The 19,275-nt window shown below is 54.9% G+C and carries 15 protein-coding genes; 8 read left to right on the forward strand and 7 right to left on the reverse strand.

Features of this window, described 5'->3' with window-relative positions:
• Positions 1-5: 5 nt before the first annotated feature.
• Positions 6-335: a helix-turn-helix domain-containing protein gene (locus GJ700_RS31780; protein ID WP_154381677.1), complete on the reverse strand. Its 330-nt coding sequence runs from the start codon at positions 333-335 to the stop codon at positions 6-8.
• A gap of 92 nt (positions 336-427) precedes the next feature.
• Positions 428-1,510 carry an SMP-30/gluconolactonase/LRE family protein gene (locus GJ700_RS31785; protein WP_154381679.1) on the reverse strand — a complete coding sequence of 361 codons (1,083 nt, stop codon included), beginning with the start codon at positions 1,508-1,510 and terminating at the stop codon, positions 428-430.
• A gap of 542 nt (positions 1,511-2,052) precedes the next feature.
• On the opposite strand from GJ700_RS31785, the gene GJ700_RS31790 reads away from it, so the two are divergent.
• The 6 genes from GJ700_RS31790 to GJ700_RS31815 all read left to right on the forward strand — a co-directional run bounded on the left by GJ700_RS31790 (position 2,053) and on the right by GJ700_RS31815 (position 10,345).
• Positions 2,053-3,585, forward strand: a complete 1,533-nt coding sequence (locus GJ700_RS31790; protein WP_154381680.1) for a DNA cytosine methyltransferase — start codon at positions 2,053-2,055, stop codon at positions 3,583-3,585.
• Entirely contained in the window at positions 3,573-5,576 is a 2,004-nt protein-coding gene (locus tag GJ700_RS31795; RefSeq protein WP_154381682.1) for an ATP-binding protein, read from the forward strand. Before GJ700_RS31790 ends, GJ700_RS31795 begins: the two co-directional genes overlap by 13 nt.
• Positions 5,576-7,942, forward strand: coding sequence for a Z1 domain-containing protein (locus GJ700_RS31800; RefSeq protein ID WP_154381684.1), 2,367 nt, complete (start codon positions 5,576-5,578; stop codon positions 7,940-7,942). Before GJ700_RS31795 ends, GJ700_RS31800 begins: the two co-directional genes overlap by 1 nt.
• Positions 7,935-8,930, forward strand: a complete 996-nt coding sequence (locus GJ700_RS31805) for a PD-(D/E)XK motif protein (protein WP_154381686.1) — start codon at positions 7,935-7,937, stop codon at positions 8,928-8,930. Before GJ700_RS31800 ends, GJ700_RS31805 begins: the two co-directional genes overlap by 8 nt.
• A 58-nt stretch (positions 8,931-8,988) precedes the next feature.
• Complete coding sequence (locus GJ700_RS31810; protein WP_154381688.1) at positions 8,989-9,396, forward strand: very short patch repair endonuclease; 408 nt, start codon at positions 8,989-8,991, stop codon at positions 9,394-9,396.
• A gap of 67 nt (positions 9,397-9,463) precedes the next feature.
• Positions 9,464-10,345 (forward strand): HNH endonuclease, encoded by an 882-nt coding sequence (locus tag GJ700_RS31815; RefSeq protein ID WP_154381690.1) that lies wholly within the window; start codon positions 9,464-9,466, stop codon positions 10,343-10,345.
• A 38-nt stretch (positions 10,346-10,383) separates the two neighbouring features.
• Here the strand turns inward: GJ700_RS31815 and GJ700_RS31820 are convergent, their stop codons facing one another.
• The 5 genes from GJ700_RS31820 to dnaA form a co-directional block, all read right to left on the reverse strand.
• Positions 10,384-10,848: a hypothetical protein gene (locus GJ700_RS31820; protein WP_154381692.1), complete on the reverse strand. Its 465-nt coding sequence runs from the start codon at positions 10,846-10,848 to the stop codon at positions 10,384-10,386.
• A 267-nt stretch (positions 10,849-11,115) separates the two neighbouring features.
• Positions 11,116-12,810 carry a TonB C-terminal domain-containing protein gene (locus GJ700_RS31825; RefSeq protein ID WP_154381693.1) on the reverse strand — a complete coding sequence of 565 codons (1,695 nt, stop codon included), beginning with the start codon at positions 12,808-12,810 and terminating at the stop codon, positions 11,116-11,118.
• 115 nt (positions 12,811-12,925) lie between these two features.
• A complete protein-coding gene (gyrB, locus tag GJ700_RS31830) occupies positions 12,926-15,430 on the reverse strand; it encodes a DNA topoisomerase (ATP-hydrolyzing) subunit B (RefSeq protein WP_154381695.1) in 2,505 nt (834 codons plus the stop codon).
• A gap of 150 nt (positions 15,431-15,580) precedes the next feature.
• Positions 15,581-16,687, reverse strand: coding sequence for a DNA polymerase III subunit beta (dnaN, locus tag GJ700_RS31835; RefSeq protein WP_154381697.1), 1,107 nt, complete (start codon positions 16,685-16,687; stop codon positions 15,581-15,583).
• A 178-nt stretch (positions 16,688-16,865) separates the two neighbouring features.
• On the reverse strand, positions 16,866-18,284 hold the full coding sequence (dnaA, locus tag GJ700_RS31840) for a chromosomal replication initiator protein DnaA (protein WP_154381699.1): 1,419 nt from the start codon (positions 18,282-18,284) through the stop codon (positions 16,866-16,868).
• Between the two features lie 414 nt (positions 18,285-18,698).
• Here dnaA and rpmH point away from each other — a divergent pair, with 414 nt between their 5' ends.
• Positions 18,699-18,836, forward strand: a complete 138-nt coding sequence (gene rpmH / locus GJ700_RS31845) for a 50S ribosomal protein L34 (protein ID WP_078035393.1) — start codon at positions 18,699-18,701, stop codon at positions 18,834-18,836.
• Between the two features lie 24 nt (positions 18,837-18,860).
• Positions 18,861-19,271: a ribonuclease P protein component gene (rnpA, locus tag GJ700_RS31850; RefSeq protein ID WP_371868226.1), complete on the forward strand. Its 411-nt coding sequence runs from the start codon at positions 18,861-18,863 to the stop codon at positions 19,269-19,271.
• Positions 19,272-19,275 lie beyond the last annotated feature (4 nt).

Raw genomic sequence — 19,275 nt, forward strand, 5'->3', positions numbered from 1 at the left:
GGACCTTACTTGCCGTAAGTATCGAACACTTTATCGCGCGGCAGCTGTTTTACATAGCTGTGGTCCTTGGGCGCGATGATCATCACCAGTCCCAGGTTATCCAGTATCGTCAGCAGCTTGTCGGTGCGGATGCCGCCCGCGCCGTTTTCCAGCCGCGAGAACAGGTCCACGGACACACCGATCAGATCCGCAGCATTGTCGATGCGCAGCTTTTGCTGCTTGCGGTGGGCGCGCACCTGCATGCCCACGTCGGCCATATCGGTCATCACCTGCACGGCAGGAACTTGCGCCAGGGCGTTTGCCAGTTCGAGGGCGCTCAGCTTGGAAGTGTCCATGGGGGCCTCAGCAATTTCGGAGATTCAGAAATAGTGCGCAAAAACCGGCTGAAAATCAAACTATTTCTGAAATTCCGAAAAAGATGTTGGCGTTACTTCTGCAGCCAGCCCAATTCCTGCCCGGTCACGTTATGGATGTAGAGGCGGTCCGCCGTTTCCGTGGCGCCCGTGGTAGCGGGCGAATTGCCGGTCGGGTCCTGCAAGTCCGCCACGATGGTCCCGTCTTCGGTGAACGCCATCACGTGGCCGTAGTTCCGGGGCCGGATCCACAGCGCTTGCGGCACGCGCCACACCACCTTGCGCAGCGCAGGGTGGGGCGCCATGGCGTCCAGGCCGTCGCGCATGCCGGCAAAGCCCAGCCAGATCCTGCCATCGCGCCCGCGCATCAGGTTGTTCGGGTAGCCGGGCAGGTTGTCGAACAGGACCTGGGCCTGGGCCGATGGCTGCTGCACGTTGATGTCCCGGGCGTCGACCGCGATTTTCCAGACGCGGTAGCGGGCGCTTTCGTTGACGAACAGCGTTTGTTCGTCGCTGCTCAAGGCGATGCCGTTGGCGAAGCTGAAGCCGTTCGCCACCACGCGCACTTGCCGGGTGGCGGGGGCGTAGGCCAGGACGCGGCCGGTGGCGGATTGTTCCAGCGTGTCGAGGATGGCGGCGTTTACCGTGCCGCCATGGTCGCCCGGGGCGAAGCGCCGGGAGGCGTCGGTGAAGTAAATCGTGCCGTCGCGGGCGATGGTGACGGCGTTGGCGAAGCGGATCGGGTCGTTGTCTTTGACGGTGCTGGCCAGCACCGTCACGGTACCTTGTGGCGTGACGGACAGCAGGCCCTTGTAGGCGTCGGCGACGACCAGGCTGCCGGCGTGGTCGAAGGCGGTGCGGAGGGGGCGGCCGCCGGTGTCGGCGTAGAGGTGTTGTGCGCTGCCGTCCTGGGGGATGCGCAGGATGTGGCCGCCGAGGACGGAGACGTAGAGGTGGTTGTCGGGGCCGAGGGTGATGTGTTCGGGGCCGGTTTCGCCTTGCAGGGGGATTTTATGCAGGGTGGTCAGTTTGTGGTTTTCGGCGTGGGGGCCGGTGTAGCCTTCAGATTTGGGGGCCTGCCATGCAACTGGCTTGATGGGGGAGGGCCAGAGGGTGAGGTAGCCGGTTAGCAGGAGGGCGAGGGCGGCGGGGAGCATGGATGCGCACTCTGATTTTTAAGTATTTTGATGTTAATTTGCAATTTTTGAACGGAATAGGTTTGTTGCGTTTTTTGGGGATGCGAATGCTCGCGTGCTACCGGAAGAGGAGCCTTCTCATTGTTGAAAAATACCGTTGAAGAGTTAACTGCCTTCCATTGCTGTCTTAAAAATTCTGCACTATTCTGTGGAGTTTTGACTCAAGTCAACGGTCGTCATGTATTGAGTTGTCTGGGCAGAACCTTAATTGGAGAAAAAGAGTCTTCATCCTCCAGCTAGGTCTCGTCTATCATTGTAATCTACGCAACATTCCCGCGTGTCAAGAAAGTGCTTCATGGCGGGGATATCGCGGACTGAATTATCGATAAGCCATACCAGTGCGTGAGGATAGTGTTCGGTGAGTATCACTGTCGATGGCAGCTGTTCTAGCTGTCCGGGTGTATCGGCGCAAGTTTGGAATTTTGGGGGTAAGGTTAATGGCTGTGTCTAAAGCAATTCAACGGAAGATTTCACGGCTTCGGTCAGGGAATCCTCCAAGATTCATGGATCTCTTCTCAGGATGTGGGGGGATTTCCCTTGGCTTTGCTACGGCCGGCTTTGAATTGGTGGCTTCCGTCGAGATGGACCCATGGGCTGCCGAGTCACATGGCGCCAATTTTGCTGGGATCAGCCATGGTACGAATGCTGAGGCGCATTTCAAGGCGCGGGACATAACGAAAGAAGATCCGGCCTCAATTTTTGCCGATCTTGGTATCGGCGGTGCAGTTGATGAACAAGTGGATGTACTTGTTGGCGGACCGCCGTGCCAAGCGTTTGCCAGGGTTGGTCGAGCAAAGCTTCGCGCGGAGGCACATCGTCGCGAAGATGATGATGCCGACATCGCCTTCCTCGTCGATGGTCGTGTGAACTTATGGCAGCGCTATCTCCACTATGTACGTGAAACGAAGCCGCTGGCGCTGCTGATGGAAAACGTGCCAGACATTTTGAATCATGGGGGAAAGAACGTTGCGGAAACAGTGGCCGAGCACCTTCAAAAAGAAGGATATGTGGTCCGCTATACGTTGCTGAACGCATCCTGGTTTGGTGTCCCACAGACGAGGGAGCGTATGTTCTTGATTGGGGTGCATAAAGACCTGGACCACGATGTCTTGTTCCCTACTCCTACTCACTTCTCCGTATTGCCATCAGGTTACGAGGGCACCAGAGCTACGGCGCGCAAGCTGATTCCGCAACAGGTGCTGGATGGCATGGAGGTTCAGCACAGCCATTGCTGGATTAATGACCCTGCCATTGAGGATGGTCTTCCGCCCGCAACAACTGCACGTCAGGCACTGGCAGACCTTCCTCCGATTAATGCTCTTGAGTTACTGAAAAACGGTTTGATCTCCCGGGGGCGTAAAGATCCAGCTGAGCTCGTCAAATACACATCTAAGAAGCCCACTACAACTTGGTCCCGACTGATGAGAGAGTGGCCAGCTTTCGGTACTAAGGAATATACGACCGGTCACGTCATCAGGTACCTTCCACGCGACTATAAGATATTTCAACTGATGGAAGAGGGCTGGCAATACCCGCAAGTATGGCAATTTGTCGAGGAAAAGCGGCAGCAGCTGTTGGAGAAGGAATGGAAATCCGGTGGTTCGCTGAAAAAGGATGCTGCAGAGATTCAGAGCTTTATTAAGGCATGGACATTGCCATACGATCCTAGTAAGTTTCCTAACAAATGGTGGAAATTGTATGGCGATAAACCAGTCCGGACATTGTTAGCTCACCTGGGTAAAGATTCATATAGTCACATTCATTTTGATAGTAATCAGGCACGACCAATTTCCGTGCGAGAAGCTGCGCGACTTCAATCTTTCCCGGACGGTTTTGTATTGCGTGGTAGCATGAACCCTGCATTCAAGCAAATTGGAAATGCAGTTCCGCCACTCGTTGCTTACGCGATTGCGATGTCTATCCGTTCGGCGATTGGCTGCCGGACGATACCGGATATGCGGCGGGAATTGCTTAATTTAAACCATGAGACGTTTGCGACAACAATAGGGCTGAACGAAGCATTATGCGTTTCCTGATATTGAGACTACTTACTCATAGTGAACTCGGCATGTTCCACGAGTATCGGCGGCAGGGACGGGAAGGTTCAAAACAGCGTGCAGTGAACTTTGACTGGGATGTTGTTGACCGTGTTTTTCCAGCTGCAAAAGACTCTGATGTAATTGAAATGGAGTTGCAATATGACACTGATAGTGGAGTCGCGGTGTCTCATCAACGGTTGAAAAGGCAGGACAAGAATTGGCGCCTGGAGGGTAATTGCCCCAAGGATGAGTGCTATCGGTTCGTCATGCCTGGATGCCTTTTTGTAATGGAAATTGAAGCAGGCTCCACTCCCGCAGTTGGGGCATGGGCAGTATTTCCTGCTGAGCACGAAGTAACCCAGGCGATTCTGGCCGATGGGGAGAGCAGTAGGTTGGCGAAGTCAGCCATGATCGCCCTGCACGACGAAGAAGGTTCTCAAACCTGGCAGACGCTTAATCGAGCGAGACCAGATCTTTTCACTGTTCCTAAGAAGGTGGTTAACGACATGAATGCCGCTGTTAAGCCATCCTCCAATGGCGTTGAGCTGGCGCCCAATCCTGCGCGGCTTGTTGCAATACTCGCTGCAGTTGGGCATACGATGCCGTCGGCCGTCGCTGATTTGGTGGACAACGCAATTAGTGCGGATGCCACAGAAATCGCCATACATTTTGGGCGCCCGGATGCAGGTCATGGACGATGGATGAGCATCGCAGACAATGGCTCTGGAATGGCTCCAGCTGTCTTGGCTGAAGCGATGAGAATCGGTAGTAATTCGGATTATGAAGCAAATAGCCTGGGCAAGTACGGATATGGTTTGAAGGGCGCTTCCTGGTCACAGGCTAAGATTTTTACCGTTGTGTCCAAACCTGCCAACGCACCAGTCCATCATCTCACATGGGATGTTGATGACATGGAAGGCTGGCGGGCTAAAGCCGATCCATTAGAAACATGGGAAGAAGAAGCCAGCTTAATTCAAAATCACGGGACAGTCGTGATATGGAAAGAAATGCGTCCGCCGGAACTGATGCCAGCCGCACGTGGACTCGATCCCTATTCCGCTGAGGTTAGATTGCTGGAGCGACACTTGGCCCTGGTTTTTCATCGCTTCCTGGAGGGAAAGGCGGCAGGTCGCAAGAAAGTCAGAATTACAATTAACAAGATTCCTGTCGAGCCCAATAACCCGGTTGGTCACCCGCTTACTGAGCAATACGATGCCAAAACAGTTCGTATTCCAACCGCGGATAATGATGGAAAAGTATCTGTGCAGGCGTTTCTTCTTCCAACAGAAGATCAAATTGCCGCCTTTCATCCGGACAGCGAATCTGCACGTCGAGCTGTTGAGTTGATCGGGCTTCATGGGAAACGTAATGAAACACAGGGACTCTTCATTTATAGGCACGACCGTCTCATCAAGTGGGGCGGGTGGCATCAGATGTGGGAAACCAATGACGAGAAGACAAAACTTGCCCGCGTAGTGGTGAACTTTGACGCGGTCTTGGACGACGCGTTCAAAATCAACATTAGCAAGCAGATCGTCCAGCTGCCGCTGCAATTGCAGGCTGAAATCAAGACATTGGCTAAGGTGGCTAGAACTGACAGTCAACGAAAATATAGAAAGCCACGTACTTCTACGACAACTGCCCCGGGCTCTTCTGCTTCGCCAACTGGCGCTGGAAGCAATTCTGTGAGCACAGGAAAACCGGTAAAGGGATCACAGACGTCTCCGGCTCCAGGTAATTCATCGTCGCCCGCGCCAGTGCCTAAGATCGGCGTAAAGGAAGTGAAAACAGAAAAGTTCGTTTGGAAAGTAACGAAGACGCTAACGGGATCACTCGACATCCAAGTTAGCGAGCTCAATCCAGACTTGGCAGCTTTGATAAAACAGATCCAGTCTGATCCTCATGCCTTGGCGCACTTAGCGGCGTTCCTCGGCAAGCTGGATGATACTGAAGCTCAGCAGAAGTTAATCGCTGGAAGAGATGCTTGATGAGTGAGGTTCGGATCGTCAGAGCAGCGGCATCGCGCTCCAATTGGACTGCCCGCCTTGCAGATCAAGCGCTGGCAGGAAGTTGGGCGCAGCTCGAAGCGCTGTTACGCGCAGATCCCAAGTGGCAGGAGTCGCAAGTCGATTCCGTTGCAGCAGAATCATTCAAGGTGCTTACGCAGCTGCCTGACCCGCAAAATGCAGCCTCCTTCCAAGGACGCGGACTGGTCGTTGGGTATGTGCAAAGCGGTAAGACCGCTAACTACACTGCAGTTGCTGCACGTGCGGTAGATGCTGGCTATCGTGTCGTGATTGTTCTTTCGGGGATACATGATTCGCTTCGTAATCAGACTCAATTGCGCCTGGAGCGCGAACTCATTGGTAACCAAGGCATAACTCAATCTGAATCCGGCCCCACGCGTCAATGGATCACGCTGACGGCTCCTGAGGAGGACTTCAAAGATCCGCCAGATTCCATTCTTCAGAGCAAGGGGCCATTTCTTTCGGTGGTAAAGAAGATTGTTCCGGTATTGAAACGGTTGGATCGCTGGATCGAAGCCAATGCTGATTTCCTTCGAGACAAGCCCGTGCTTGTAATTGATGACGAAGCTGATCAAGCGTCAATCAATACGAAAGGTAATCGTCCTCTTGATCCGTCAGTGCGTGAAGACGAGACGGAAGATGAGGATCTCTCCCCTTCCCGTACGAACGAATTGATTCGCTCCATTCTTTCGAAGTTGAACCGGGTAGCATACGTGGCTTATACCGCCACTCCTTTTGCTAACATCTTGATAGATCCGGAGGCGGAGGATCGCCGCGTAGGGATTGACCTGTTCCCAAAAGACTTTGTAATTCAACTGCCCAGGCCCAAGGGATATACCGGAACAGAGGAGTTGTTCGGGGTCTCGGCGCAGACAAGAGATGTCCTAAGAACAGTGCCGGAAATTGATGTAAAAGCACTACGGGGGACACGCCGACGAAGGAAGGCGGAAATTGTTCTTGAGCAGGCCAATGACGCACTTCCGGATTCATTGGTTGATGCGCTGGCTTCGTTCTGTTTGGCAGGCGGAGTACGACTTCTGAGGGGCCACTCAGGCAAACCTCATACAATGTTGGTGCATGTGAGCCACCGAACAGATGATCAGGCCCGGATAGCCGGCGCGATCAGCGATCAATTGGATTTGTGGCGTGAGGCGCAGCGGCAGGGACAACACCTGGATATAGTGTTTGAGCCAGTGTGGCATGAAATGAAGGCCGGCTTGGATGTTGCATTCAGCGACGAAGCCGTTATGACTGCTGCGATTGGAGTGCTGCGGGAAATCGTAGTTTTGGAGCTTAACAGCTCGACTGGCGAAAATCTGGAGTATGAAGAAAAGCCTGGACGGCATATCGTAGCAGTGGGCGGTAATCGACTGTCCCGTGGCCTCACCTTGGAAGGACTCACGATATCCTATTTTTTACGGACCGCAACCATGTGCGACACTTTGTTGCAAATGGCGCGTTGGTATGGTTTCCGGCATGGATATGAAGACCTGATTCGCATTTGGACGACTGATGGAATCGCTCGCTGGTTTGCTGAGTTGGCCCTGGTTGAGCAATCATTGCGCGACTCGATTATCGCGCTTGCCCGCGCAGGTCGCAGGCCAGATCAAATGGCAATCCGATTGCGTGCCCACAGCGATTTATTGCTAACTGCCCGCAACAAGTCCGGGACTGCTAAGTCGCAGCAAGACTCGTGGTCAGGGGAACACCCGCAGACAGTTTTGTTACCTTTATCTGATGCAAAAAAACTGCGCGAAAACGTTGAGCTGACCGATCAATTTATTGCCAATACGGCTCCCTCAGTGCGCTGTCATGGGGGCCTACTGGCACATGATGTCGAGCCTGAAACCATTGTGAAATTCCTGCGTGATTATCAGATTCATGAGGATATCGTTACCTTTCGCAATGACCTCCTCGCTGATTGGATCATGGAAAGAGCGGTGGCTGGTGAGCTTACTGATTGGGCAGTCTTTATTGCCTCACCAGCGGAAGGAAAACCTGCTGAATTAGGCGGCAAGGAGATCGGGTTGGTTCGCCGCAAACGTATAAGCAGCGAAAGCATTGGTATTCTGACAGACCCTGCGCATGAAGGCGTTGACTTGATGAAAGGGCCTGATGCATATAAGAGGGAAAGTGGAGCATTCGACTCGGAAGCTATGCGCGCTGCACGGCCAGCAACGCAAGGGCTTCTTTTGATTTACCCTCTTGATCCCGGATATCTTGAAATTCCACAAACGGATCCGGTTATTGCGCTGGCACTGAGCCTCCCGCAGACCTCTGATGCAAGTACTACCTGGGTTATGAATAGTATGGTGAGCAATGACTGACAGTATTACACCTCAGCATTGGACTCTCCTTCGTTCCATGCGCCCGCAGAGCGAAGATGCACTGGCAACGATTGCGATTAGCATCCAAGGTAGTGAAACCTCGTTATCCGCAGCGCTTGACCAGGCAGGACATTTGCATTTGCTCATACCAGTAGTGCATGGACCAGTTGGAAACCCTCCTTCAGACTTAAACGGGTTGAAAGTGCGACATCGAAGCTTGGCCATTGGAGAGGTTCTTGATTTGTCCGCTCCGTCGTCGCATGAGCAGGTTTTCACACCGTTTTGCGCTGAAGTTATAGATGCGGTAGTGCTGCAACTGCGTGATCCATGGAAGGCCGTAGCCGCAATAGTGCGTGCTTGGCAATCTGCTTGGAAACCAATGCGGCAAGCAATGGACAAGATCACACAAGTCGGCCTTTTCGGGGAACTGTTGGTGCTGCGCTCACTGATGATTCCTGCACTCGGGGCCGTTGCTGTTGATCAATGGAGCGGGCCGGACTCAGAGCGACATGATTTTGTTGGCGAGCATTTACACATCGAGGTAAAAACAACGAGGAAAAGCCGTGCTGAGCATGAAATCTCTCGACTGGATCAGTTGAGAGTGCCGACGGGCCGCCAATTGCTATTTGTCTCACTCCAACTGGACGAGAGTGCAAGTGGCGATGAATCTTTGGCTACACAAATCGATGCGGTGATTGAACTTTTGCGTTCTGACGCCGCCGCATTAGACTTGTTCATGGCCAAGTTGACAAACGTAGGGTGGTCTGATGAGCTCAGGAGTTCTGGAGAGTTGCTTCGCTTCTTTACGAGGACGGAAGAGATTTTTGCAGTTGATGGGGACTTTCCTCGTCTGCCGGACGACTTTGAGCTGCCATCTGGAGTAGTCTCTGTAAAGTACACGGTTAACCTTGCTAATTTGCCATCACTGGATATTGACGAGGTCATAGAGATTATTAAAGACGCCAATCAATTAAATGAATGCGGATAAGGCTGGATTCACAGGGAAAACAGGAGTACGTCGACGACAGGCGGCCAAGAAAACACCAATGACCCGCTCTGAGAATATGGCGCGGATCAGGGGCAAGGATACGAGGCCAGAGTTGACTGTACGTAAGGCATTTTGGGCCGCTGGGCTTCGTTACCGTCTGCATGAAAAATCACTGCCGGGTAAGCCAGATATCGTCTTTACCACTAGGCGGATAGCTGTTTTCATTCATGGGTGCTTTTGGCATTGCCATGAAGGCTGCAATAATTTTCGAATACCTAAGACCCGCTCGGAATGGTGGTCTGAAAAGCTTGCGCGTAACAAGCAGCGAGACAAGGACATCTGTAGCGTACTTCAGGATGCTGGATGGCGTGTCATTGTCATTTGGGAATGTCAAGCGCATAAGAATGATTTTCTTCAGAAAATAATTGAAGAGCTGAAGCAGGAGGCTTACAAGCCTATTCCTTGAGAACGCTGTGATGATAATGTTTTTCTGGCATGGTTCTTCAGAAAATTCTTACGTAATAACTATTTAAATGAATCGACCAATAATAGAAGTCCGCTTCTACGAAACATACTATTTTGCCAATGTTGTTCAAAATATTCTTAAGGATCAATTTGAATTTCTTGGGTCATTACATGAATTTTTTTGTGATGATCAGTATTTTTACTTGACCAAGCCTTATCAACGTTACTCGGCATTCCATTCGTTTTTGGCATTTGTTATTGATGGATTGCTAAGAGATGCGACGGAAAATGTTGATATTGAAGAGCGATCCAGTATTGCCGAAAAATTTAAAAATATTCCAGGTGCGATTGAAGATATGCAACCAACAGCGCTGCCAATCGAACTAGCACTGCGGCATCATGGGTATGATTTTGAGACTTTCGACGATTGGCTTTCAAGTAAAAATATTTCATTTCACGAAGCTACCTCGGACGATATTTACGAATTTCTGAACGACCTTCGCTTAAGTAGTGCTTATGAGGAGTTTCTTACTCATTCTATTCGTGAAGTGTTTTTCTTGCTCTTTAGGGATCGACACGTTTTGTTGTTGTTTAACGATATGGTGGCTGGTCACATAAGTGATAGCTCTTTGGATGATTCCCCAGAGGATTTCTTAGATTATTTTTCTCGATCAGGGGTTCTGAAGAGAGCATATATGCCGGATTGGGTTCGTCGGGCGGTCTTCTATAGAGATCGAGGTATGTGTGTTTCCTGTAGAGTGGATCTATCTGGCTTATTGAACATTTGGTCAGAGGATCATTTTGACCATATTGTGCCACTTGAACGAGGTGGTCTTAATGATGTGACAAATATCCAGCTTCTATGTGCGACATGTAACTTGAGAAAAAGTAACGGGGAAGGATTCACTTCAATATCATACGAAGATTGGTATCCTTTTGAAAAGGATTGAGGGCATCTGATTTCTGTATGTAAAGAGTCTTTTTTAAGTCATAGAATTCTCTCACCCATCGCCAGTTTTTTTTGACTTATCGGAATATACCAAGCATTCATTCGGATGTCCCAGGAGCGTGCTTGCGTGAATTGCTCCCATGAAAATCGATGAATGGTTTGAATGTCGTATTTTTTCGACAAAGTGACAATAAGAATATATTCGAACAATTGCTTCTCACTATTGTTTGAATCCGGATAGATGGTTCCCGTCTTTTTTGCCTTTAGTGCTGTTTTTATAGAATAGCGATCGCCATCCTTGGATAGCGCATCAACGTTCTTGGTCCCTTTAGGTGCTTCTTTTAACGTTGGTAAACCTAATGTGTTATTGAAATGTTGAAGGACTAGCTTTTCGCCCAGTTCGCCAACATTTAGAGTTAGTCCACGTATTTCTAATAGCTCGTCTACTGCTAGTCTTAATTCAAGGAGTTGTTCGTTAGATATTTCGCTAATTTGGTTAAGCATAGTTATTTTTTTTGTCGAATTTTTTAAATTTTGTGCTGAAGAATAGAGCAGTACTATTAAATCAATGCTAGTTAAAAATGTAACTGCGGATCTGTGGCATGTTCCGTATAATGGTGATTTACTTCAGCTAGTATTCCTTGCTGCAATATAAATTTTGGGGTGGACTAAGTTTCTCCTTGGTGGGAGAGCCATATAGTATTTTTTAATATGCGACTAAAATGTCGCCGAGTTACTATATTTTGATAAATCGGTAATTAGCTATTTTTGTCACTGCAACCTCACCCCCGTATCCATCACCCAAGTCCTCCGAATCTCAATCACATCAAACTGCCGCGCCACCCCCGGCGGAAACGCCCCATACGGCGCTTGGCTAGCCACAATCTTCCTCACAGCCTCATCAATCGCCGGCACCCCGCTGGACGTCACAAACGTCACCTTCTCCACCGACCCATCCGCCCGGATCGCCACCGTCACCACCGGCCACACATGCCGCTGCTTCACCAGCTCACGCATGGAATTGAACGCCATGCTCATCTCGATCTTCTTGGCCATGGCTTCCGCATAGAGCACCAGATCTGCATTCTGGTCGGCGCGTCCCAACAGCCAGCCACGGCGCTGATTGCTGGCCGACGGCAGCGACGAGCGTGACGGATTATTCAGCGCAGCATCCCGCTGCGCCGCTTCCTCATTCAATTGCCGGCCAATCGCCTTCAACCGTTCTTCGCGCTCGGCTTCCCGCTCGGCCTTTTCACGCTGCGCCTGCTCCAGTTTCGCCCGGGCCGCCTCCTGCTTGGCGGCTTCCTGTCGTGCCGCATCCTGTTTGCTGGCGTCCTGCCGCGCCGCTTCCTGCTGCTGCGCCAGCCGCGCCGCTTCTGCCTGGGCAGCCTGCTTTGCCTGTTCCAGACGCAGGGCTTCCTTGCGCTCGGCATCCCGCCGCGCCACCTCGGCCCGCTCCTGTTCCAGGCGAGCGGTTTCTTGCCGTGCCTTTTCCTCCTGCCGTGCCTGCTCCTGGCGGAGCGTTTCCCGGCGCAGATTTTCTTGCCGCGCCAACTCTTGCTGCCGTTCGGTTTCCAGCCGTGCAGCCTGGGCGCGACGCTCTTGTTCCTGCCGGGCGGCGGCATCCTGGCGCGCTTGCTCGGCCAGTTTGGCCTGCTCTTGCCGCAGTGCCGCTTCCTTCAATGCCGCTTCGCGCCGCAGCGCCTCTTCCCGCGCCAGCTTCTGCCGTTCCGCCTCCAGCCGCGCGGCTTCGTTCCTGGCCGCTTCCTCGGCCCGGACGGTTTCCTGCCGCAGTTGTTCTTGCCGCGCCGTTTCCCGCTGCATGGCGGCGATTAATTCCGCCTGCCGCTGTCGCTCCGCCTCTTGCTGCTTCTCGCGTTCGATTCTGGCGAGTTCCAGTGCACGTTCCCGCGCCTCTTGTTCGATCTGCTTTTGCGCCGCATCGGCCGCTGATGCTTCTACAACCGGCGCAGGAACAGTTTTCGCCACGGGCGGAGTGGGCACTCGCACCGGTGGCGGTACATCGGCGGTATCCGGCGGGCGGACTTCAGGCAGCTTCACTGCCGTCATGGAAGAGGAGGGGGCGGGAACTGGCGCGGGAGCCGTCGCAACTGCCGGCGGTGTCACCGGCGAAGGGGCGGCGGCAGGCGCCACGTCCGTCTTGACTGCCGGCTCCGCAGGCAGTGAAGAAGGCGCTGGCAGCGGCGCCAGCACGACCCGTAGATCATCGGCCCCGGCGCGCCGTTCTTTCCACGGCAGCCGCAATCCGGGCAAGCCGAACGTCGATCCGCCAAACGTCACGCTCAACAGCACCGCATGAAATACCAGCGACAGCGCCAGCGCAGCGCTCATTCGCCTGGGATCGCGGTACGTTGGAAACGCGGTGTTCAAGTCGGGAGCCTTTTCGGAGATGACGTGGGTGCTGTAAGCGTATTGGTTTGCTGGGATGGCGGCTATGCTGCGCATAACCGCCCTACCGAGTTGAGGTCGCGATTTAGTTAAGCCACTGCGGCGTGTTGTTCGTGACCATAAAAAAGCCAACCTCAAGGGTTGGCTCTTTCACTTCTTGTGTCAAGAATTTTTAAACGTCGATGTTGCCAGCACGCAGTGCATTGGTCTCGATGAAGTTACGGCGCGGTTCCACGTCGTCGCCCATCAGGGTGGTAAAGATCTGGTCCGCGGCAATCGCGTCTTCGATCTGCACCTTCAGCAGGCGGCGCACGGTCGGATCCATCGTGGTTTCCCACAGCTGTTCCGGATTCATCTCGCCCAGACCTTTATAGCGCTGCTTGGACACCACGCGCTCGGCTTCGTCGCGCAGCCACTGCATCGCGTGGTGGAAGTCCACCACCGCCGATTCCTTGGTGCGCTCGCCTTCGCCGCGGCGGATCACGGCGCCTTCGCCGATCAAGCCTTCGAAGGTGGCGGCGGCGTCGGCCAGCACGCGGTAATCCGCGCCCTGCACGAAGTCCGCATCGATCGCCGACACTTTCACGTTACCGTGGTGCATACGCTCGATCCACAGCATGTGCTTCTCGGACAGTTCATCCGAACGCACGGAAACGCGTACCGAGGCGTCGTTGATGCGCTCTTCCATCGCGCGCGCCGATGCGTTGGCGTTGTCGATGGTGTCCAGGTTCAGCTGCACGCCGGTCATGATGGCGGTCAGCGCCGCGCGGTCGATCACGCGGGTCAGGCGCGTCATGATCGCGTTGGCCAGGTTGTACTGGCGCGCCAGTTCGGACAGTTGCTCGCCCTGGATGATGTCGGCGCCTTCGCGCGGCGTCAGCGCCGCGGTGTTCAGCGCCACCGTCATCATGTAGCTCGCTTCTTCCACGTCATCCTTCAGGTAACGCTCGTCGCGGCCTGCCTTGACCTTGTACAGCGGCGGCTGTGCAATGTAGATGTGGCCGCGTTCCACCAGCTGCGGCATCTGGCGGTAGAACAGCGTCAGCAGCAGCGTGCGGATGTGGGCGCCGTCGACGTCCGCGTCGGTCATGATGATGATGCGGTGGTAGCGCAGCTTATCGGGGTTGAATTCGTCCGGGCCGATCGACGTGCCGAGCGTCGCGATCAGGGTCGTGATCTGTTCGGACGACAGCATTTTTTCAAAGCGCGCCTTTTCCACGTTCAGGACTTTACCGCGCAGCGGCAGGATCGCCTGGAACTTACGGTCGCGGCCCTGCTTGGCGGAGCCGCCTGCGGAGTCACCCTCGACGATGTACAGTTCGGACAGGGCCGGATCCTTTTCCTGGCAATCGGCCAGCTTGGCCGACAGGCCCAGGCCGTCCATCACGCCTTTACGGCGCGTCAGGTCGCGTGCCTTGCGCGCCGCTTCACGGGCGCGGGCCGCTTCCACGATTTTGCCGCAAATGATCTTGGCGTCGTTCGGCTTCTCTTGCAGGAAGTCGGACAGCGTTTTCGCGACGATTTCTTCCACCGGGCCGCGCACTTCGGACGACACCAGCTTGTCCTTGGTCTGCGACGAGAATTTCGGCTCAGGCACTTTCACCGACAGCACGCAGGTCAGGCCTTCGCGCATGTCGTCGCCGGCGATTTCGACTTTCGCCTTCTTGGCGAAATCGTTCTCGTCGATGTACTTGTTGATCACGCGCGTCATCGCGGCGCGCAGGCCGGTCAGGTGGGTGCCGCCGTCGCGCTGCGGGATGTTATTGGTGAAGCACAGCACCTGCTCGTTGAACGCGTCGTTCCACTGCATCGACACGTCCACGGTAATCGTGGTGTTCTGGTCCGACTGGCGCTCGCCCACGGCCTGGAACACGGTCGGGTGCAGCACGGTTTTCGCCTTGTTGATGTACTCGACGAAGCCGCGCGTGCCGCCTTCGAACGCAAAGATTTCTTCCTTGCCGTTGCGCTGGTCGGTCAGCTTGATGTTGACGCCATTGTTCAGGAACGACAGTTCGCGGATACGCTTGGCCAGGATCTCGTAGTGGAATTCCACGTGCGTGAAGATTTCCTCGTCGGCCCAGAAGTGCACGTCGGTGCCGCGCTTGTCGGTTTCGCCGATGACCTTGATCGGCGACACTTGCACGCCGTCGCGCATTTCCAGTTCGCGGTTTTGCGGTACGCCGCGCACGAAGTCCATCTGGTGCACTTTGCCGTCGCGGCGGATCGTCACGCGCAGCAGTTTCGACAGTGCGTTCACGCAAGACACACCCACGCCGTGCAGGCCGCCCGACACTTTGTACGAGTTCTGGTCGAACTTGCCGCCCGCGTGCAATTCCGTCAGCACGATTTCCGCGGCGGAGCGCTTCGGTTCGTGCTTGTCGTCCATCTTCAGGCCGACCGGGATGCCGCGGCCGTTGTCGGTGATCGAGATCGAGTTGTCCGAGTGGATCGTGACGTGGATTTCCGAGCAGTGGCCGGCCAGCGATTCGTCAATCGAGTTGTCCAGCACCTCAAACACCAGGTGGTGCAGGCCGGTGCCGTCCGAAGTGTCGCCGATATACATGCCTGGACGTTTGCGTACGGCTTCCAGGCCTTCCAGGATCTGGATCGATGCGGCGCCGTATTCTTCCGCCTTTGGTGCTGCTGGTACGGGTTTCTCGTTAGGGCTTTCGGACATGGACTGCTTTCTCTATAGCGAAACTGTTTAATTCTGGGTTGCTGCTGGCATGGCGGCTTTGTAAAAGCCGCCCTACGGGAATCAGGCGTTTCGTAGGGCGGTTTCTACGAAGCCGCCGTCCGCCGTTGCTTCCCGCGGCACGCGGGCATTTTAAATCCGCATCGGCATCACAACGTACTTGAAGTCCTGGTTCTCAGGAATCGAAATCAGCGCCGACGAATTCGAGTCGCCCAGCGAGATGTTGATCTGGTCGCACTTCAGGTTGTTCAGCACGTCCAGCAGGTACGTCACGTTGAAGCCGATGTCGATGGCGTCGCCACCGTAGTCGATTTCCAGTTCTTCCACGGCTTCTTCCTGATCCGCGTTGGTCGAGCTGATTTTCAGGCTGCCTGGCGCCAGGATGCAGCGCACGCCCTTGAATTTATCGCTGGTCATGATGGCCGCGCGTTGCAGGGAACGCAGCAGCTCGTCGCGGGAAATCGTGAAGTCGTTCTTGTAACCCTTCGGGATCACGCGCGTGTAGTCGGGGAATTTGCCTTCCACCAGCTTCGAAATCAGTTCGATGTCGGAGAAGGTCAGCTTCACCTGGTTGGCGGCGATGTCCATTTGCACCGGCTCGTCGTTTTCTTCCAGCAGGCGCTGCAGCTCGATGATGGTCTTGCGCGGGATGATGACTTCCTGGCGCTCGAACGTCTGCTCCGTCGCCACCTGGCAGAACGCCAGGCGGTGGCCGTCGGTGGCCACGGCGATCACGTTCTGGCCGTCCAGCACCAGCAGCAGGCCGTTCAGGTAGTAGCGGATGTCCTGCTGCGCCATCGAGAAGTGCACCATGTTGAACAGGTGCTTCAGGGTTTTTTGCGGCAGGGCGAACGAGGCGGTGTAGCTGTCGGCTTGCTGCACGGTCGGGAATTCCTCGGCCGCCAGCGTTTGCAGCGCGAAGCGCGATTTGCCGGTTTGTACCGTCAGGCGCTTGTTCAGCAGCGTCATCGTCACGTCGCCGGATTCCGGCAGCGCGCGCAGGATGTCCAGCAGCTTGCGCGCGGCCACGGTGGTGCCGGTCACGTCGGCGCCCGAACCGATTTCCGCGTGCGTGGTGATCTGCACTTCCGTGTCGGTCGACAGGAACGATACGTTTTCGCCATCTTTGCGGATGAGGATATTGGCCAGAATCGGCATAGTGTGCCGACGCTCGACAATACCACTCACGATCTGCAGTGGCCGAAGTAACGTATCTCGGGTGGTTTTGACCAATTGCATGTGTGTATCCTCAATGTGAAAAATTAACGATATTCTTCTAATAACAAATTTTGCGGAAGGCTGTCGGCTTTGCTGCGCAAAACCGACCTACGGATTCCGGGCCACGGATTTTGTTATGGCCAACTCCTGTATTCCGTAGGGCGGTTTCGCGCAGCGACGCCGCCATGCCCGCATCCCATTAACCCTTCAACGTCTGCTCCAGCACGTGCAGTTCGTGGTTGCATTCCGGGTTCTTGGTGCGGTCCTGGGCGATCTTGCGCACGGCGTGCAGCACGGTCGTGTGGTCGCGGCCGCCGAACAGCTCGCCGATCTCCGGCAAACTTTTCTGCGTCAGCTCCTTGGCCAGGTACATCGCGATCTGGCGCGGCCGCGCGATGTTGGCGGGGCGGCGCTTCGAATACATGTCGGCGACCTTGATGTTGAAGAAGTCCGCCACCGTCTTCTGGATGTTTTCCACGGAGATCTGGCGGTTCTGCACCGACAGCAAATCCTTCAGCGCTTCCTTGACGATGTCGATGGAAATGTCTTTGCCGTGGAAGCGCGAATAAGCCAGGATCTTGCGCAGCGCGCCTTCCAGTTCACGCACGTTGGAACGCAGGTGCTTGGCCACGAAGAAGGCCACGTCGTCGTTCAGGGTCACGCCTTCGGATTTTGCCTTCTTCAGCAAAATCGCGACGCGCATTTCCAGCTCCGGCGGCTCGATCGCCACCGTCAGGCCCGAATCGAAACGGGAGATCAGGCGGTCGTCCATGCCCGTGATCTCTTTTGGATACGTGTCCGACGTGATGATGATCTGTTTTTTTGCCGCGATCAGCGCTTCGAACGCATAGAAGAATTCTTCCTGCGTGCGGCTCTTGCCGCCGAAGAATTGAATATCGTCGATCAGCAGCATGTCCAGCGAGTGGTAGTAATGCTTGAAGTCGTCGAAGCCCTTGCGCTGGTACGCCGTCACCACGTCGCGCACATATTGCTCCGCGTGGATGTAGCGGATGCGCGCATTGGGTTGGTCCGCCATCACCTGGTTGCCGATCGCGTGGATCAAGTGGGTCTTGCCCAGGCCCACGCCGCCGTAGAAGAACAGCGGGTTGTACGACACGCCCGGGTTGTTCGCCACCTGGATCGCGGCGGCGCGCGCCAGCTGGTTGGCCTTACCGGTCACGAAGCTGTCGAACGTCAGGTCGGTGTTGATGCGGCTTTGTTCGCGGCGCGGCGAGTTGGCCAGGTTTTCCTGCACCGCATTCGAGATGCCGGTGATGGCCGGTGCCGCCGGCGCGCCATTGAAACCGGGGGCGCTCGCCGCATCGGACGCGGCGGGGGCTGCGGCAGTCGCCACGGGCGGTTTTTTATTGGCGGACAGGCGCGGGTCGAGCACGAACTGGACTTCCGTCGGCGCTTCCCAGTACTGGCAGGCCAGCGCGGTAATGCGGCTCGCGAACTGGGACTTCACCCAGTCCAGCTTGAAGCGATTGGGCGCGGCAATGCGCAGCTTTCCCTCTTCGAAATCGAGAGGGACCAGCGGTTTAATCCACGCATTGAATTGTTGCGGGGTCAGTTCCAGTTCCAGTTGCGCGGAACAGGTCTGCCAGAAATTTTCCATTGAATCTTCTATCAGTTAAGGTGCTGCAAGGCGGTCCGATCGCCAAGCGTAACGCGCTATTCTACTCCCTATGCACAAGGTTATCCACAGGCGCGCGGGGATTTTTTTTGTGTTTGGAGGGTATACTCTGCGGTCGATTTGTGGCTGGAAATGCACTGTGGCCGGGGATGCATCTCCGTGCCGAAACGCATTGATGGTTGACAAGGGCCGCCAATCTATTGATAATTCAGGGTTCCCCGCCCGTATGCCGTGTTTATTCACATGAACATATATGGATAAGCGTGGATTTACAGTAGCGGGCGATGAGATGGACCCAGCTGTGCCGGACGGCATAGGTGCGCGAAATGTCATTGGCACCATATTAAAGACGGGGCTTTTTGCTCCGGTTTTGTTTGCTTTTTCAGCGAGACCAACATGAAACGTACTTACCAACCTTCCGTAGTGCGCCGCAAGCGTACCCACGGCTTCCGTGCTCGTATGGCTACCCGTGGTGGCCGCCAGGTCCTGAACGCGCGTCGCGCCAAAGGCCGCAAGCGTCTGGCAGTGGTATAAGCCATCCGCTTGTTAGCTGATCGCGTGGACAGCCTTCAGACGAACGGCTCGACAGGCGAAGGTTCACACGACTTCGCACGCGCTCGGCGCATCATAAAAACGGATGAATTTTCATCCGTTTTTCGTTTGCGCCCTGTGCAAAAAAGCGCGCACTTCGTGCTCTACACCCGTCCCAATGAGCTGGCGCATGCGCGGCTCGGGGTAGTGGTGGCGAAACGATTTGCGCCGCGCGCCGTTACGCGCAACACCATCAAACGTGTCACCCGCGAATTGTTCCGCGTGACCGCTCTGCCTCCTATCGACTGCGTGGTGCGCTTGTCGCGCCCCGTCAACAGCAAAGACCAGCCGGCCACGACCACCAAACTCAAGGTGGAACTGCGCCAGGAACTCACGCGCCTGTTTGCCTCCCAAAAGAAGGCACGCATTCCAAAATGAGCCA

The sequence above is a fragment of the Pseudoduganella rivuli genome (genome assembly GCF_009674485.1).
Taxonomy (GTDB): domain Bacteria; phylum Pseudomonadota; class Gammaproteobacteria; order Burkholderiales; family Burkholderiaceae_D; genus Rugamonas; species Rugamonas rivuli_B.